General features: G+C 63.3%; 15 protein-coding genes and 1 pseudogene. 10 read left to right on the plus strand and 6 right to left on the minus strand.

The genetic code is table 11. From position 1 onward, the window contains the following. Positions 1-2: 2 nt before the first annotated feature. From AB3X95_RS16970 to AB3X95_RS16980, 3 genes and pseudogenes are all read left to right on the plus strand, one after another. Positions 3-854, plus strand: coding sequence for a carbohydrate ABC transporter permease (locus AB3X95_RS16970; protein ID WP_176107607.1), 852 nt, complete (start codon positions 3-5; stop codon positions 852-854). A 60-nt stretch (positions 855-914) separates the two neighbouring features. Beyond that, entirely contained in the window at positions 915-2,879 is a 1,965-nt protein-coding gene (locus AB3X95_RS16975) for a beta-galactosidase (RefSeq protein ID WP_368621970.1), read from the plus strand. 12 nt (positions 2,880-2,891) lie between these two features. Then, positions 2,892-3,118, plus strand: a pseudogene (locus AB3X95_RS16980) (glycosyl hydrolase 53 family protein); the annotation flags it as partial. Positions 3,119-3,142: 24 nt separating this feature from the next. Here AB3X95_RS16980 and AB3X95_RS16985 read toward each other — a convergent pair. Continuing rightward, entirely contained in the window at positions 3,143-3,475 is a 333-nt protein-coding gene (locus AB3X95_RS16985) for a hypothetical protein (protein ID WP_176367548.1), read from the minus strand. Positions 3,476-3,640: 165 nt separating this feature from the next. Beyond that, the gene (locus AB3X95_RS16990; RefSeq protein ID WP_176110538.1) at positions 3,641-4,093 is read right to left on the minus strand and encodes an Lrp/AsnC family transcriptional regulator; all 453 of its coding nucleotides are present in this window, start codon (positions 4,091-4,093) and stop codon (positions 3,641-3,643) included. Between the two features lie 90 nt (positions 4,094-4,183). On the opposite strand from AB3X95_RS16990, the gene AB3X95_RS16995 reads away from it, so the two are divergent. Then, entirely contained in the window at positions 4,184-4,831 is a 648-nt protein-coding gene (locus tag AB3X95_RS16995) for a LysE family translocator (protein ID WP_368621971.1), read from the plus strand. Between the two features lie 120 nt (positions 4,832-4,951). Here the strand turns inward: AB3X95_RS16995 and AB3X95_RS17000 are convergent, their stop codons facing one another. The 3 genes from AB3X95_RS17000 to AB3X95_RS17010 form a co-directional block, all read right to left on the minus strand. Then, positions 4,952-6,310, minus strand: coding sequence for an MFS transporter (locus tag AB3X95_RS17000; RefSeq protein ID WP_368621972.1), 1,359 nt, complete (start codon positions 6,308-6,310; stop codon positions 4,952-4,954). Positions 6,311-6,680: 370 nt separating this feature from the next. Then, complete coding sequence (locus tag AB3X95_RS17005; RefSeq protein ID WP_368622112.1) at positions 6,681-7,667, minus strand: succinylglutamate desuccinylase/aspartoacylase family protein; 987 nt, start codon at positions 7,665-7,667, stop codon at positions 6,681-6,683. Positions 7,668-7,950: 283 nt separating this feature from the next. Beyond that, positions 7,951-9,033, minus strand: a complete 1,083-nt coding sequence (locus AB3X95_RS17010) for a tartrate dehydrogenase (RefSeq protein WP_368621973.1) — start codon at positions 9,031-9,033, stop codon at positions 7,951-7,953. Between the two features lie 243 nt (positions 9,034-9,276). On the opposite strand from AB3X95_RS17010, the gene AB3X95_RS17015 reads away from it, so the two are divergent. The 5 genes from AB3X95_RS17015 (at position 9,277) to AB3X95_RS17035 (ending at position 12,705) form a co-directional block, all read left to right on the plus strand. Continuing rightward, positions 9,277-10,047, plus strand: a complete 771-nt coding sequence (locus AB3X95_RS17015) for a hypothetical protein (RefSeq protein WP_368621974.1) — start codon at positions 9,277-9,279, stop codon at positions 10,045-10,047. Beyond that, complete coding sequence (locus AB3X95_RS17020; RefSeq protein WP_368621975.1) at positions 10,044-10,526, plus strand: hypothetical protein; 483 nt, start codon at positions 10,044-10,046, stop codon at positions 10,524-10,526. The genes AB3X95_RS17015 and AB3X95_RS17020 overlap by 4 nt, the downstream gene beginning before the upstream one ends. Positions 10,527-10,669: 143 nt before the next feature. Continuing rightward, complete coding sequence (locus tag AB3X95_RS17025) at positions 10,670-10,945, plus strand: hypothetical protein (RefSeq protein WP_368621976.1); 276 nt, start codon at positions 10,670-10,672, stop codon at positions 10,943-10,945. Positions 10,946-11,167: 222 nt separating this feature from the next. Then, entirely contained in the window at positions 11,168-11,521 is a 354-nt protein-coding gene (locus tag AB3X95_RS17030; RefSeq protein ID WP_176120672.1) for a hypothetical protein, read from the plus strand. A 758-nt stretch (positions 11,522-12,279) separates the two neighbouring features. Further along, positions 12,280-12,705, plus strand: coding sequence for a hypothetical protein (locus AB3X95_RS17035; RefSeq protein WP_368622113.1), 426 nt, complete (start codon positions 12,280-12,282; stop codon positions 12,703-12,705). Between the two features lie 33 nt (positions 12,706-12,738). On the opposite strand, the gene prpR is transcribed toward AB3X95_RS17035, so the two are convergent. Then, the gene (prpR, locus tag AB3X95_RS17040) at positions 12,739-14,697 is read right to left on the minus strand and encodes a propionate catabolism operon regulatory protein PrpR (RefSeq protein WP_176367553.1); all 1,959 of its coding nucleotides are present in this window, start codon (positions 14,695-14,697) and stop codon (positions 12,739-12,741) included. Positions 14,698-14,941: 244 nt separating this feature from the next. Between prpR and prpC the strand changes: the two genes are divergently transcribed. Then, entirely contained in the window at positions 14,942-16,111 is a 1,170-nt protein-coding gene (prpC, locus tag AB3X95_RS17045) for a 2-methylcitrate synthase (protein ID WP_368612329.1), read from the plus strand. The last annotated feature ends 143 nt before the right edge of the window (positions 16,112-16,254 follow it).

Here is a 16,254-nt window from a genome sequence, read left to right on the forward strand (position 1 = left end):
TCATGTATCCGCTTCCCGTCGAACGCTGGAAACCGCTGAATCGCACGCTCTACAAGGCCTCGCTGCCGCTTGCGCTGTTTATCTGGCTGCTGCCGATGCTCGCCGTTTTGCTGACCTCGATCCGCTCGACGGACGAGTTGTCGCAGGGCGACTACTGGACATGGCCGAAACACTTCGCGCTGCTGGAGAACTACGGCACCGCGCTCACGCAAACGCCGATGCTGCATTACTTCGCCAATAGCGTGCTGATCACGGTGCCTTCGGTGATCGGCGCGATCGTGCTCGCGTCGATGGCGGGTTTCGCGTTGGCGACGTATCGCTTTCCGGGCAACACGGCCGTGCTGTTGGCGTTCGTCGCCGGCAATTTCGTGCCGATCCAGATCCTGATGATTCCCGTGCGCGACATGGCGCTGAAGTTCGGCCTGTTCAACACCGTGTGGGCGCTGGTGATCTTTCATGTGTCGTTCCAGACCGGCTTTTGCACCTTGTTTCTGCGCAATTTCATCAAGCAGCTGCCGTTCGAGATGATCGAGGCCGCGCGCGTCGAAGGGGCGAGCGAGTGGACGATCTACCTGCGCATCGTGCTGCCTTTGATCCGCCCCGCGCTCGCCGCGCTCGCGATCCTCGTGTTCACGTTCGTGTGGAACGACTACTTCTGGGCGCTGTGTCTCACGCAAGGCGACGACGCCGCGCCGATCACAGTCGGCGTCGCCGCGCTGAAAGGGCAATGGACGACCGCGTGGAACCTGGTCGCGGCGGGCTCGGTGCTGGCCGCATTGCCTTCGGTGCTGATGTTCTTCGGGATGCAAAGGCATTTCGTCGCCGGACTCACGTTCGGCGCGAGCAAGGGCTAACCGGCGCCTGAAACACGATTGAAACGACGGCTCGACGTCAACTCACCACGAGACTTTCACATGCAACTTGGTGTCTGCTACTACCCGGAACAATGGCCGCGCGCGATGTGGGCCGACGACGCGCAACGTATGGTCGAACTCGGCATCACGCATGCGCGGATCGCCGAATTCGCGTGGAGCCGCATGGAGCCGCGCGCCGGCGAATACGACTGGCAATGGCTCGACGAAGCCGTCGACACGCTGGCCAAAGCGGGCCTGCAACTCGTGCTCGGCACGCCGACCGCTTCGCCGCCGAAATGGCTCGTCGACGCGCATCCGGACGTGCTGCCGGTGCGCGCGGACGGCACGCGCTGGAATTTCGGCTCGCGGCGTCACTACGATATTTCGAGCGACACGTACCGGCGCGAATGCGTGCGCATCGTCACCGCGATGGCGCAGCGCTACGGACGGCACCCGTCGATCGTCGCGTGGCAGACTGATAACGAACTCGGCTGCCACGATACGGTGCCGAGCTATTCGGCCGCGGCTTTGCAGCGCTTTCACGCGTGGCTGCAACGGCGCTATGCAGCGATCGGCGCGTTGAACGACGCGTGGGGCAACGTGTTCTGGAGCATGGAGTACCCGTCGTTCGACGCGATCGGTCTGCCGACGCTGACGCCTACCGACGCCAATCCGATCCATCTGCTCGACTTCCGCCGCTTCATGTCCGACGAGGTCGCGAGCTTCCATCGCGAACAGATCGACGTGTTGCGCGAGCATGCGCCGAACGCGGATCTGCTGCACAACTTCATGGGCTTTTTCACGACCTTCGATCACTATCGCTTCGCCGCCGACAACGCGATCGACATCGCCGCATGGGATAGTTATCCGATCGCGCGCACCGAATCGATCGCATTGCCGGAGGAGCAGAAGGCGCGCTTCGCGCGTACCGGACATCCCGACGTGTCCGCGTTCGATCACGACCGCTACCGCGGCATTGGCGGCGGGCGCTTCTGGGTGATGGAGCAGCAGGCCGGTCCGGTGAACTGGGCGTCGTGGAATCCGGTGCCGGCGTCGGGCATGGTGCGGCTGTGGGCTTACGAGGCGTTCGCGCATGGCGCGGAGCTGGTGTCGTATTTCCGTTGGCGCCAGTGCCCATATGCGCAGGAGCAGATGCATTCCGGGCTCAACCTGCCGAACAACGAACTGTCGCCGGGCGGTCTCGAGGTGCAACGGGCCGCGCGTGAAATCGCGGGCAGTACGGCGCTGTCGACGCTCGCCGCGCCCGCACGAGCGGCCACCGCGCTGGTATTCGACTACGAGACGCAGTGGATATTCGACATCCAGCGTCACGGCAACGGCTTCGACTATCAGACGCTCGCTTTCGACTACTACGAGTCGCTGCGCGAACTCGGGCTCGATGTCGATATCGTGTCGGGCCGGGCAGATCTTTCAGGCTACCAGCTAGTCGTGGTGCCGAGTCTCGCGGTGGTCGACGCCGCACTCCTCGAGCAGATCGCGCGTTCGAACGCGCAATGGGTGTTCGGCCCGCGCAGCGGCTCGAAAACCGACGCGTTCGCGATTCCGGGCAATCTGCCGCCCGGCGCATTGCAGCGCGTGCTGCCGATCCAGGTGCTCGAAGTGGAAACACTGCGCTCGACGCTCGCGCCCGCGCTGTCGCTCGACGGCACGACGGGTCACGCGCTGCACTGGCGCGAGCATGTGCGCGCCAATGGCGAGACACGCATTGCCGCGCGCTTCGACGATGCGTGGCCCGCGCTGCTGATGCACGGCAACGTTCGCTACGTGGCCGGCTGGCTGTCGCATGAACTGCATCGCACGGTGTTGCGGCAGGCGGCGCGCGACGCGGGACTCGATACGCAGATGCTCGCCGACGGACTGCGGCTGCGCCGCCGTGGCGGCCTGACCTTCGCATTCAATTTCGGCGCGCAACCGGTGCAGGTGCCGGCGCCGCGCCATGCGACGTTCGTGCTCGGCGAGCCGCGCCTGAATTCCTGCGACGTTTGCGTGTGGAAAGACGCGTGACGTGGTGCGTGCAGCATGACGCAGCGCGGCGTCACGTTCGACGTGATCTGCCTGTCGTAGTACCCGGAGTGGCAGGGCTCATTCAGCGACCTGCAGGCGTGTTCTGGTAGGAGCCGGAGTGGATTCCGACGCTGAACGTCGGCTGGAAAGTCGGCGCCGGCGATCAGTGGGACAACAACACGCTGTTCGATTTCCACGGCAATGCGTTGTCGTCGCTGGAGGCGTTCCGGCGGCGTTAGCGCATCGCGGGCGACACACCGGCATTACTGTGCCGGCGCTGCCTGCCCCTTGTGCTGGTTCACGCACTCCGACGTGATCGCCATGCTCGCCTGATCGGGCGTCATGTGGGGCGCGTCGGGGCGGTAGATCTTTTCGATGATCGCATCGACGGCCGCGCGGTCGGACGGGTCCTTGTAGTAGCGGGCGGCCTGGTCGAGCGCCTGAGCTTTGGTCTTCTTGTGGGCGCGCCACGACGCGACCTGGCCGGCGATGTCGCCGAGCGCGAAACATTGATTGCTGATGGTCTGCGCAACGGCCTGAGTGGCCGGCTGCGCGACGCACAGCGCGACGAGCGCGGATACGACGACGCGTTTCATTACCGGAATCCTGAGATGAGACGGCGGCGGCGCGGAAGCGGCGGTGGTCGCCGCGCCGGGCCGCGCGCGGAAAAATTGTTGCGTAGTGTATCGGGAAGTGGGCCGGGGCGCTTTTTGCCGCGGTGGATCACAACGCCGCAGGCGAACGGGCGTGACGTCGTTGCGTCACAACGGCAGCGGCCGATCCTCGAAAATGCTCTTCATGACCAGCGTCGACGACAGTCGCAGCACGCAGGGCAGCGTCAACAGATAGCGGTCGTAAAGCACCTGGAACGCCTTCAGATCGCGGGTGACGACGTGCAGCATGTAATCCGGATCGCCAAACAGGCGCTCCGCCCGGGTGATCTCCGGGATGTCCGACAGCGCGCGTTCGAAAGACTCGATGTTTTGGCTACTGCCTTCCCGTAACGTCGCGAACACGATTGCCGAGAAGTTCAAACCGATCGTTGCCGGATCGATAACCGCGCGATAGCCGCTGATGACCCGGGCTTTCTCCAAAGCCCGCAGGCGCCGCTGGCACGGCGAAAGACTCAGACCGATCCGCTCACTGAGTTCAGTGACGGTAAGTCGTCCATCTTGCTGCAATTCAGCAAGAATCTTGCGGTCAATCTCGTCCATATGAAAAATTCTAGCGCAGAGCGCTTTGTAGCGGCAAGAAAGAGGGAGCACCTTCGACAGCCAAAGCCGTAACATTCCCTCCGTTCAAAAATGCTCGTCGGGGAGAAGAAGGCTGTGGAAGTGAGCTTGTTGACGGCCTTTTGGCTCGTGTCCTTTTCGTTGGTGCTGGTACCCGGCGCGGACTGGGCCTACGCGATCTCGGCTGGATTGCGCGAGCGGGCGATTGCGCCCGCCATCGCCGGCATGTTGTCCGGCTATCTGGCGATCACTGCAGTGGTGGCGGCCGGTGTCGGCGCGCTGGTCGCCAAGGCGCCAGCGGTGCTGGCCGTGTTGACGTTCGTCGGGGCGGGCTATCTGCTGTGGGTCGGCGGCAATATTCTTGCTCGCCCCGCGGTGCCGACGGTAGCGGCCGAGCGCGCACCCGGCGCGGCGTTGGACTGGTCCATCCGCGGCTTCGCGGTGAGCGGCCTCAATCCGAAAGCGCTGCTGCTGTTTCTCGCGCTGCTGCCGCAATTCACGCGTGCGACCGACGCGTGGTCGATTCCGGTGCAGATCGGCGCGTTGGGCCTGCTGCACATGGCCAATTGCGCGGTGGTTTATTCGGTCGTCGGACTCGGCTCGAAGGCGGTTTTGCGCACGCGTCCGAGCGTCGCGCGCAGGGTTAGCCAGGTTTCGGGCGCGGCGATGGTTCTGATTGCCGTGCTGCTGTTTGTCGAGCAGCTCCTCGCGTTCAAATAGGCGCGAGATTCCATGCGTTCAGCCAGATAAAAAGCCGCCCTGCGGATCGCAGGGCGGCTTCTGGGTCACCACTCGATCGAACCGTTACCGGTCCGCTAGTGGACGCATTTCATTGCACGCTCAATGGCCGAACGATTGCGTCTTCGGCGCACCCGCTTCCGACGCATGCGGGCGTGCCGCCTGCTTGATCAGCAGCGCGACGCACGACAGCGCACCCGCGGCCGCGATCGTCGTGAAGATGCCGCCGAACGAGAAGTGGCGGCGCGTCAGCTCGGCCACGAGGAACGAGCCCGCGATGCCGCCGAAGCGGCCGACGCCGAGCATCCACGCGACGCCCGTGCCGCGGCCCGCGGTCGGGTAGAACGCGGCGGCGAGCGCCGGCATCGACGATTGCGCGGTGTTCATTAGCACGCCGGCGATGAACACGATCAGCACGAGCGCGCCGACGTTGCCGGCCGCCTGACCGATGAAGTACACGCTAATGGCGGTCAGCGCATAGCAGACCGCGATGACGCGGTTCGCGTTGAAGCGGTCCATCAGCACGCCGGCCAGCACCGCGCCGACGCCGCCGAGCGGGAACAGCGCGGAGATCAGCGTCGCGCGTTGCGGCGTGAGGCCGGCGTCCTTCAGCAGGATCGGCATCCAGTTGATCGACGCGTAGAAGATCACGAGGCCCATGAAGTACGCGAGCCACAGCATCACCGAGCCGACGATGTACGAGCGCGACAGCACGACGCCGAGACCCTTGCCGCCGGTTTGCGGCGCGGTTTCGGTCATCGTGAAGCCGACGGCCTGCACCGCGTCGCCGGAAATGCGAGCAAGCGCCGCGCGAATCCGGTCGGCCGGCTTGTTGTTCGCGACCATGTAGCGGACCGACTCCGGCATCTTGGCGAGCAGCAGCACCAACAGGAGCAGCGGCGTGACGCCGCCGAGGATCAGCACGCTGCGCCAGCCCAGATGCGGAATCATCCACGCGGCGAGGAAACCGCCGAACGCGGCTCCGAGCGGGAAGCCGCAGAACATCAGGTTGATCACGGTGGCGCGGCGGTTGTCCGGACAGTATTCGCCCATCATCGTGACCGCGTTCGGCATCGCGGCGCCGAGGCCGACGCCGGTGATGAAGCGCAGCACGGTCAGCTGGTCGATGCTGGCCGAGAACGCCGACGCGAGACAGGCAAGGCCGAACAGCAGCACCGAGCCGACCAGCATCGAGCGACGCCCGAGGCGGTCGGACAGCGGGCCCGAGCCGAGCGCGCCGCACGCGAGGCCGAACAGCGCGGCGCTCAGCACCGGCGCGAGCGCGGGCTTCTGGATGCCCCATTCGGTGACCAGCGAAGGCGCGATGAAGCCGATCGCAGCAGTGTCGAAACCGTCCAGCAGGACGATGACGAAGCACATGAAAAAGATCAGCCACTGGAACGGCGAAAACGGATGCTCGTTAATGAAGGTTTGAACGTTCACAGCGGGGCTGCGGTTCATGATGGTCTCCTGACAGCGAAAGGCCCGACACGACGAGCGATTCTTCTCAAACTGTACGCCGTCTGGCAACGGCGCACGCTGCCTGCAGCGGCCGAATTGGCCATGCATCGGCAATGAATCATACCCGGACGGATCGGCTTGACGGAATCGCGCCGGGCGAGGAATGTTGTTCGTATACAGAACGCTGATTCTCTACGCGAACGCGCGCCACTGTAAGGAATGAAATCAATCCGGTCAACGGGGGAATACCCGAGTTTTCGCGCTGTCGATGCGTGGCAGGGCGCCGCGCTGCAAACGGGCCGGAGAAAGGGCCAGGCGCGCCAAGCTCAGCGCCGAAACAAGCGGCAAACGGCTTCGAGAGACCCGCCGGTCAGCTCGTCACCGCTGGATGAGCCACCGTCCGCTCGATTCGTCCCAGCCGCACGACGGTCACACCGGGGCGCAACTGCCGCAGCGAAGGCATTACGAGCATGCAGTTGTCGTAGGGGGTGCGCACCTCTTCGCCGTTGGACCAGCCGATCACGGCGCCTGCCTTGGCGAAAACCTCGAGGCCGGTGTACGCCGCCGCGAAGCTGAAGTCCATGCTGGTCGCGACGACCGGCTGTGTCACGCGCACGATGCTCTGCTCGGGCGGCAACGGCGCGAGCCACCCCGGCGGCAGATCCGTCTCGTCCACCATGCCGGCCAGCAACAGGAAACGCGCGGTCGTGTCGCGTGCGACCGCCACCGCACCGCGCTCCCAATGCTGGCCGCATTCGATCAGCAGCGCGTTCTTCGGGCTCGCGGCATCGCCGAACCCTTCGTAGTCGCGCATGCGGCGGCCTTCGGGATGCCCTTCGTCGCAGATCACTGTGGCTGGCGTACGGAGCCGCACCGCGAGGTCGATGCCTTTTTGCAGCGGTCCCGCGACCATCAGCGGCTTGCACCGCTCGTGCATCGAATGCAGGTCGAGCAGCGCGTCGACCGTGTCGATCACCGGGCGCATCGCACGCGCGCGCTTCAGTTCGCTCGACGTGCGCGACGTGTCGTCGAGCACCGCCGCCGTCCACACGCGGTTCAAGTCCTGATCGACGAAGCGCGCGGCGTCCGGATTCGCGGGATCGAAACGCCGGTACGCGGCGACGTTCGCGAACGACAGCGTGAGCCGCCCGCGTCGCGGCCGCAGCGCGCGGCGCAGCAACTCATCGATGACGATCGCACCGCACACTTCATTGCCATGTGTGAGCGCGTTGATCATCACGTGCGGGCCGGGCACGCCCGAATCGAACGTGTGAACGTATGCGATGCCCGACGACGACTGCTCGTGCTGCGCAATATCGGGGAATTCGACTTCGATCGGATAGGCTTCTCGGCTCATAGCGGCGTCCCTGGTGAATGGCATGGGTAATCTTTCCGTAAGACGTCGCTATGTACGGCGCCTTGCGCAAAAGACAGTAAATGTTCTTCCGATATGTGCTCACCGTATCCCGCGACATCGACAAAATCGTGAACAGATATCAATGAGGTGTGGATACGATGCGCATTTTCAGCGTGTGCGTTCGCGTATCGCCCAATACCGGTTGCCGAGAAAGCCCGCGATCACGTAGACGGGAATGCCGCACAGTTGCGCGAGGTAGGGCGCGTGCCGTCTTTGCTTCATATCACGCGAGTTTCGCAGCAATCGCCTTGCCGACTTCGCTCGTGCTTGCGTTGCCGCAGAGGTCGCCGGTGTGCGGACCCTCGATCAGCGTCGCCTCGATTGCTTTCAGGATCGCGTCGTGCGCCTCGCGTTCCTTGCCGCTGGAATGACCGAGGAAGTCGAGCATCATCGCGGCCGACCAGATCATCGCGATCGGATTCGCGATGTGCTTGCCGGCGATGTCGGGTGCCGACCCGTGCACCGGCTCGAACAGCGACGGAAACTTGCGGTCCGGATTCAGGTTGCCCGATGGCGCGAGGCCGATCGTACCCGTGCACGCGGGGCCGAGATCGGACAGGATGTCGCCGAACAGATTGGTCGCGACGACCACGTCGAAACGGTCCGGGTTCAGCACGAAGCGCGCGCACAGGATGTCGATGTGCTGCTTGTCCCACGTGACGTCCGGATATTGCGCGGCGATGCCGGCTGCGCATTTGTCCCACCACGGCATGCTGATCGCGATGCCGTTGCTCTTCGTCGCGACGGTGATTTTCTTGCGCGCGCGGCGCCGCGCGAGATCGAACGCGAACTTCAGCACGCGCTCGCTGCCGTGCCGTGTGAACACCGACTCCTGCAGCACGAACTCGCGCTCGGTGCCTTCGAACATCACGCCGCCCACCGACGAATACTCGCCCTCGGTGTTCTCGCGCACGATCCAGAAGTCGATGTCGCCGGCCTTGCGTCCCGCGAGCGGCGACGGCACGCCTGCAAATAGGCGCGCTGGACGCAGATTCACGTACTGGTCGAACTCTCGGCGAAACTTCAGCAGCGACCCCCACAGCGAGATGTGATCGGGCACGGTGGCGGGCCAACCGACCGCGCCGAACAGGATCGCATCGGCCGATTGAAGTTGCGCTTTCCAATCGTCCGGCATCATCTTGCCGTGCTTCGCGTAGTAGTCGCAGCTCGACCACTCGATGTGCTGATACTCGAGTTCGATACCGAAGCGTTGCGTCGCGACCTCGAGTACGCGCAGCGCTTCGGGCATCACTTCGACGCCGATGCCGTCGCCGGGGATCACGGCAATCCGGTATTTGTTCGACATGCTGGTCTCCTCCTTGGGGAATGGGTTAGGGATTCGGTGACGGATATTTTATTCGTGGCGCGTTCGTTCGTGCGGTTTGTCGTTAGGGCGGAGGCGGGGATGGATGTGCATATTGATCCGATGACTTGAGAATCTGCGCGACGAGGAAGGCGCGGCACGCATCTCATGCGAGGCTGAACGAGGGGTTTTTTGGGATGGTGTCTTGTTGCACAATCGGGCCTCCTTCATTGGCTGTGAGGCACGATGACTTCACTTTCCCTCGGTTCTTTCCATGAGGTCCGTGAAAGGCGGCACGGACATTTCTTCTCGATCAGTCTTTACAGATCGTTCAACCTTCACATCGAATCTAACTGGTTGTTTGACGTTGACCGGTGGTTCCATTTTGCATTGCCGGCGAGCGTGCCCCGCGAGTCGCACGATGACATCGTACAGGGCATGGAGGAAGCGCGCGCAGCGTGGCTGCGATATAGCCCATCCATGCTGCTGTCGCACCAGTCGTACGAGTTGCGCGATATGCTCGGCCGGAGTCACAACCGCTTTCATATGTACAGGATGAAAGACGATGAGGTTGCGAAAGCCCTGTACAACGAGGTGAAGGGCGGTAGTCTGATCTTTGTCCCTGAGCGGGACGAGATGCGAAAGTGCGTGCAGGCGATACGGGAGCAGCGGGAGATGGCTTCGCGGCCAGCCCCAGCCCGCCCCCAACCGGCTAGCACGGAAATGGCAAGCTTGCTGTATGGCAAGAACCCGCGCGCGCCGCAGAATCTCAGCAATGCCCAGCCGTTCGACTATCAGCCCGACATGCCGGATGGCGACGCTATGCAGCTCGCCGGCGCCGATGGTCGGCCCGGTAACAATCAGGCACAGAACAAGCAATTTAAGGCGGTAGTCAAGGCACTTGGACTGAACAAGGATCAGGCACGCCGCCTTCATTACGATATCCAGGAAGATGATCTTGAATTTCACGGCATGATGGAGCGCGCCCTAGACTTGTTTGGAGACAAATCGGAATGATCGATACAAAAGAGCAGGTAGCACGTCACCTTTCCATTTTGATCGGGCTTGACGTTAGCGGAGTGGCGCACGCGACTGACATGCTTACGTTACAGTTCGGGCCGCTTCGGGAGGTAAGAACAAGCAGAGGCAGCATCAAGCGTCTGGGCGATTGGGCGCTACATATTCAGTGTGACTGGCGCATCGAGCAAGGAAGCGCGATCGTTGCGTCTTACTCGGACTTTGCAGCAGCAGAAGAGAGTACGAGAAGAACAACACAACGCATCCGCGATCTCCTTGTGACTCAAGGCCCAATAGCTGTTTTGGATATCGAGGCGGGCGAGGACGGTGATGCCGTCATTTTGCTGACGGGAGGTATGTGTCTAGTAATTCTTGCGGATGCGATACCAGACGATGAAGACTGGCGCCTATTCCCGTCGAATCCCGATGCGAAGCACTTTGTGATCGAAGGCGGCAAGGTCGATCCCTCGTCCTTGTAGTGACTCGGCGGCGAGCGGCAGCAGGTCGTTCGGCGCCTCGCGCGTCGGTGGTAGCGCGATGCCAAGGATAGTCGTAGCCCGTACTGCATCTCGCTTTGCAAAACGCAGGCATTCCAGAACTATCAACAGTGCAGAGGATATTGATGGCTACTCATCCGCCGTATTCCGTGGTTTTAACCTATACAGAGGACCGTCAACGGCTCACAGTGCAAACCGTTGACCCCGTCAGGCTAGCTCCTCTGCTGGCCGGGAACATCGAAATGCCGAACCTTCTCGATGAGTACGATTTCAAACTCGACGACGAATTTGCGCGCAGGCTCGGCGTTGCAATACTCAACGTGATTGCGCTCGGACAGCCTGACATCAAGCAGTACATGTCGGTTACGCAAGAGCCGATCGACAAGCCTTCACAGACGTAGCCTGCCGCCCGCGTACTCACGCGCTGTGCGAGCAACGGGCAGTCGCGAACTATCAAACCTGCTGCTGCGCGTCCGGTGCGCGCGTCAGGAACGATCAGCTCACGGCCCGAAGCCGTGCCGGGCACGTAGCCAGCGTGTATTCCAGCGGAGGGACTGAAATCGCAGTGGAGTTTGACTTCATGAACGTTGAATCATTGTGATGCCTTTTTGCCGCAACGAAAAATGATAGACAGGCTCAAGGACTTCGGCCATTTCCACGACTGGTATATCAAAGCTCTCGTGGTTCCGGATAGGCATAAACTAATTGTTATGTTGGAAGATGAAGGGAAGCGAGCAACGGCAACTTTTAGCGGAACTAGTCGCTGCACCGTTGAACATTTCAGCGTGGCCAATAACATTGTCTTTGAGATAAAGATTCTCACGCCAGGGGACACGAATTACGATCTCGCGCGCGCCATGCTTTCTAAAAGCGAGCGATTTTCGAAGACACCCGGGTCGCAAGTAGCACTAGTCCTCGCAACTGCCGGCGCTGAGCTGGCTGTGGAATTCGAGACGCTCGAGATCGACGCTGGGTAGGTGATTCGTGCGATGCCAACGCAAGGCGTCAAAAGCGCAATGCGTGATGCATCAAGGAGGCCGCATGATAGTCTGGCAGCCGATTGTGCGAGAGATGAAGCCACGATAGGCGACGGCCCAAAATGAAGTGCGTCGCACCTCATACACGGAAAGCAGTGGTAGATTCTCCTTCCTCTTGCGGGCGGCGAGCACATTGTCCACCGCGCTCACTTGGGAATTCGTTTTTCAGGGAGATGACACGGCAGCAGATACGCCGCGCGCAAACGACGCAATGAAGATGAGCCCAGAAGGTTACGCTGCACTGAGGGTCAACGAGGGCATGGTCATGCGCTATTACAACGATGCGCCCATCAACGGAAACTGCCATGGGGCGTGGGAACACTGGCGCACTTCGGACCCTGCACACCTGCAGGGTTGCAGCGCGCGGTCTTACCTGAGCAGGTGAACGCTATCTTGACGGCGCGCGTTCACGACGCCGAGCGGCTCGTTAGGGCCACGGTCACAGAGTACGCACTGACTCAAGCGCAGTTCGACGCGGCAGTCTCTTTCGCATACAACTCGACGAATCGGAATACACGAGAGGCGTTGGACCCTGCAAATCGGGGCGATATGGAAGCGGTTGCGCAGCATATGTCTCTCAATGTGATGGTAACCCCACGCGATCGGCGGGGGCGCCCGATTGGCTCGCCGCGCAGGAGCCAGGGACTTGCGAATCGACGAGTGCGGGAATCGGCGCCCTTCAGGAAGCAGCGGCCGTGATGCTCAAATCACTGTACTTGGTGTTAGCAATTTGCCTGACTGCCACCACCTGCTTCGCGGCCGGGCCCACGACCACCCCATCATCATTCAACGGAAAATGGACCGTTACCGATGTGGTCGGATACAGCGACGTTTCCGGTGGCATACCCGAGGCAAAAAGACTGCTCGGCAAGGTGCTGAGCATATCGACCGATCAGATCGAATTCGCCGGCGAGCGCTGTCGTCCGCACGGCGGTTTCAGTGTCCGCACCGTCGATACCGCGCCGAAGCTCAAGGGCTATTACGGTATCAACCTCGACGATACGGGCTTGCCCCAGAAGACCCTACTGCTGGACAGCGACAATTGCGCGGCCATATTCCGCATGGATGCGCATCGCGTCGTATTCGGCTGGAACGGCGTGATCGTGCGGGCAGTGCAGCCGTAGCTCCGGCGCACCGTTGGCAACCACGCCCCACACCTACCGCCCCCCATTCAACTTGCGCCACAACGTCGTCTTGCTGATGCCCAACGCGGCGCAAGCCGCATCGCGATCGCCTTCGTGAGACGCGAGCACCGCGCGGATTTCATCGGCCTCGACATGACGGCTGCGCTCGCGCAGCGTCAGCGCCGCCGGCTTCGTGCGCGCGATGGGCTCGACGACTTCCGGCGCGATCACGCGCAGCATGTCGCGCGTGACGAGCGCCGCGCTGGCATCCGTGCCCGCGTCGCTATCGGCGAGTTCAACCACGATCCGCTCGATCACGTTCTGCAACTCGCGCACATTACCCGGCCACGCATAGCGCCGCAGCGCCGCGCCCAACCCTTCGAGCATGCGCGCGGCGCTCTGCGCGTCGGGCACGCGCGCGGCCAGCCTCGGCTCGCGCGCGGCCGCCTGGCGCAACAGTTCGGCGGCGAGCGGCAGCAAGTCGTTCGGCCGCTCGCGCAGCGGCGGTAGCGCGATGCTGAGGATGTTGAGCCGGTAGTACAGATCGGCGCGGAAACTGCCGGCCGCGACGGCGTCGGTCAGCGCGCGATGCGTCGCCGCGACCACGCGGATATCGACGCGCATCGGCTCCGTCGATCCGAGCCGCACCACCTCGCGCTCCTGCAACACGCGCAACAGGCGGCTCTGCAACGGCAACGGCATCTCGCCGATCTCGTCGAGAAACAGCGTGCCGCGATGCGCGACCTCGATCAGCCCCGCCTTGCCGCCCCGGCGCGCGCCGGTGAACGCACCTTCCTCGTAGCCGAACAGCTCGCTTTCGAGCAGCGCCTCCGGAAACGCGCCGCAATTGATCGCGACGAACGCGAAGTCGCGCCGCGCGCTCAACTGATGCATGCTCTGCGCGACCATCTCCTTGCCGGTGCCGCTCTCGCCGAGAATCAGCACGGTCGCGTCCGACCTCGCATAACGCGCGACCAGCGCGCGCACCCGTTCGATCGATTCCGACGCGCCGACGATATCGTCGAGCCGGTAGCGCGCGGTGAACTGCTGCACACGTTGCCGCGCGCGCAACGTGCGATCGAGCCGCTCGACCGCGCGCGATTCCTGAAACGTCAGCACGGTGCCCGGCGCCGCGCCGCTGCTCGCGAGCGGTCCGCGATGCACGACATAGCTCGCGCCGCGTACCGTGCAGAAGCTGTCGCCCTCCGCGTCGGGCAGACTGCCCGCGAGATCGGGCGCGAGTTCGAGCAGCGCGCGGCCGACGGCCTTCGCGGCATCGATGCCGAGCACGCTCGCGAGACGCTGGTTCATCAGTTCGACGCGGCCTTGCGCATCGAGCGCGACCACGCCGTCGCGCAGATGCTGCAGCAACGTGTCGAGCCGCTGACGTCGCACGGTTTCGCGGCGCGTCGCCTGCGCGACTTCGAGCGCGGTGTCGAAGCCGGCCCGCACCGACGCGCGCGAGTACAGAAACACCGCGTCCATGCCCGCGTTGGCGGCGAGATCGGTGACCATGCCCGGGCCGACCACCACGTCGATGCCGCGGTCGCTGAGATCGAGCACGACGCTCTCGGCGTCCTGCGCGGACTGATACGACGCGAACGTGACGTCGAGCGCGTACGCGGCGGTGAAACGGCGCACTTCGTCGGGGGTGTCGCCGTGCGTGACGAGCGCGACGCGCGCCCCTTCGCGACGCGCGCGGGCGAGCGCATGCATCACGTCGTAGCCGGTCGGGCTGATGCGCACGACCGGCACCGACACGCGCGTCTTCAGATACGCGCCATTCGAGCCGCCCGCTAGCACGACATCGGGCCGCGCGGCGCCCGCGCCTTCGATTTCGCGCACCGCGTCTTCGAACGCGTGCGACACGATGCGAACGTCCGCGCGATCCACGTATTCGCCGGCGATGTCGAAGAACAGATCGCGCAGGCGGCTGATGCTCAGCGCCCAGACGCGCGGACGCTGTGGCGGTTCGTAAAGAGAGGTGCTCAAGGTGGGCGGCTCGCGACGGCGGGTTGGTTCGGAGGCTCCATTATGCGAGCATTCGTTCCCAATTTGAAATTCGCAGTTCCATTAATGAAATCGAGTGTGTGGCGAGCCCGCGTGATTGGTTCGCCACACCTGCGTCAAATCAGGCACTTAGCAGGCGGCGTGCGGGCTGGCCCATTCCTTGCGTTCTAGGCAGCCCAGTCAAGGCAATGCGCCAAATTCCAATCCTTTCCCGGAGACAATCCAAATGAGCGAAGCAGACAACAGCACGCCGAACACAGGCGCTTTCAAGCCGAAAAAATCCGTCGCGCTGTCGGGCGTGACCGCGGGCAACACCGCGCTGTGCACGGTCGGCAAGACCGGCAACGATCTGCACTATCGCGGCTACGACATTCTCGACATCGCCGGCGCGTGCGAATTCGAGGAGATCGCTTACCTGCTGGTCCACGGCAAGCTGCCCACGCAGGCCGAACTGACCGCCTACAAGACGAAGCTGAAGTCGATGCGCGGCCTGCCCGCCAACGTGAAGGCCGCGCTTGAATGGATTCCGGCCGCCGCGCATCCGATGGACGTGATGCGCACCGGCGTGTCGGTGCTCGGCACGGTGCTGCCGGAGAAGGACGATCACAACCTGCCCGGCGCGCGCGACATCGCCGACAAGCTGATGGCCTCGCTCGGCTCGATGCTGCTGTACTGGTATCACTATTCACATAACGGCAAGCGCATCGAGGTCGAAACCGACGACGATTCGATCGGCGGCCATTTCCTGCATCTGCTGCATGGCGTCGAGCCGTCGAAGGCGTGGGTCGAGGCGATGCACGTGTCGCTGAACCTGTACGCGGAGCACGAGTTCAATGCGTCGACGTTCACGGGCCGCGTGATCGCGGGCACGGGCTCGGACATGTATTCGGCAATCACCGGCGCGATCGGCGCGCTGCGCGGCCCGAAGCATGGCGGCGCCAACGAAGCCGCGTTCGACATCCAGTCGCGCTACCAGACGCCCGACGAAGCCGAAGCCGACATCCGCCGCCGCGTCGAGAACAAGGAAGTCGTGATCGGCTTCGGCCATCCGGTGTACACGATCTCGGACCCGCGCAACAAGGTCATCAAGGAAGTCGCGAAGAAGCTGTCGAAGGAAGCGGGCAACATGAAGCTGTTCTCGATCGCCGAGCGCCTCGAATCGGTGATGTGGGAAGCGAAGAAGATGTTCCCGAACCTCGACTGGTTCAGCGCGGTGTCTTATCACATGATGGGCGTGCCGACCGCGATGTTCACGCCGCTGTTCGTGATCTCGCGTACGGCCGGCTGGAGCGCGCACATCATCGAGCAGCGCGTCGACAACAAGATCATCCGGCCGAGCGCGAATTACACCGGTCCGGACGACCTGCCGTTCGTGCCGCTGGCGAAGCGCGTTTGACGTGAGCCTGGAGCGGCACGCATCGCGCGGCCGCTCCGCTGGAAGCATCGAACAACCGCAAATCAGCAACCCGTCAGCAGCGAGCTAAACTACCTGCACTGCCCGTCCGGCCGCGCGAGCGACGCGCTCCCGGAGGCCTCCGG

This window comes from Paraburkholderia sp. BR13444 (genome assembly GCF_040948755.1).
In the GTDB taxonomy this organism is placed as follows: domain Bacteria; phylum Pseudomonadota; class Gammaproteobacteria; order Burkholderiales; family Burkholderiaceae; genus Paraburkholderia; species Paraburkholderia youngii.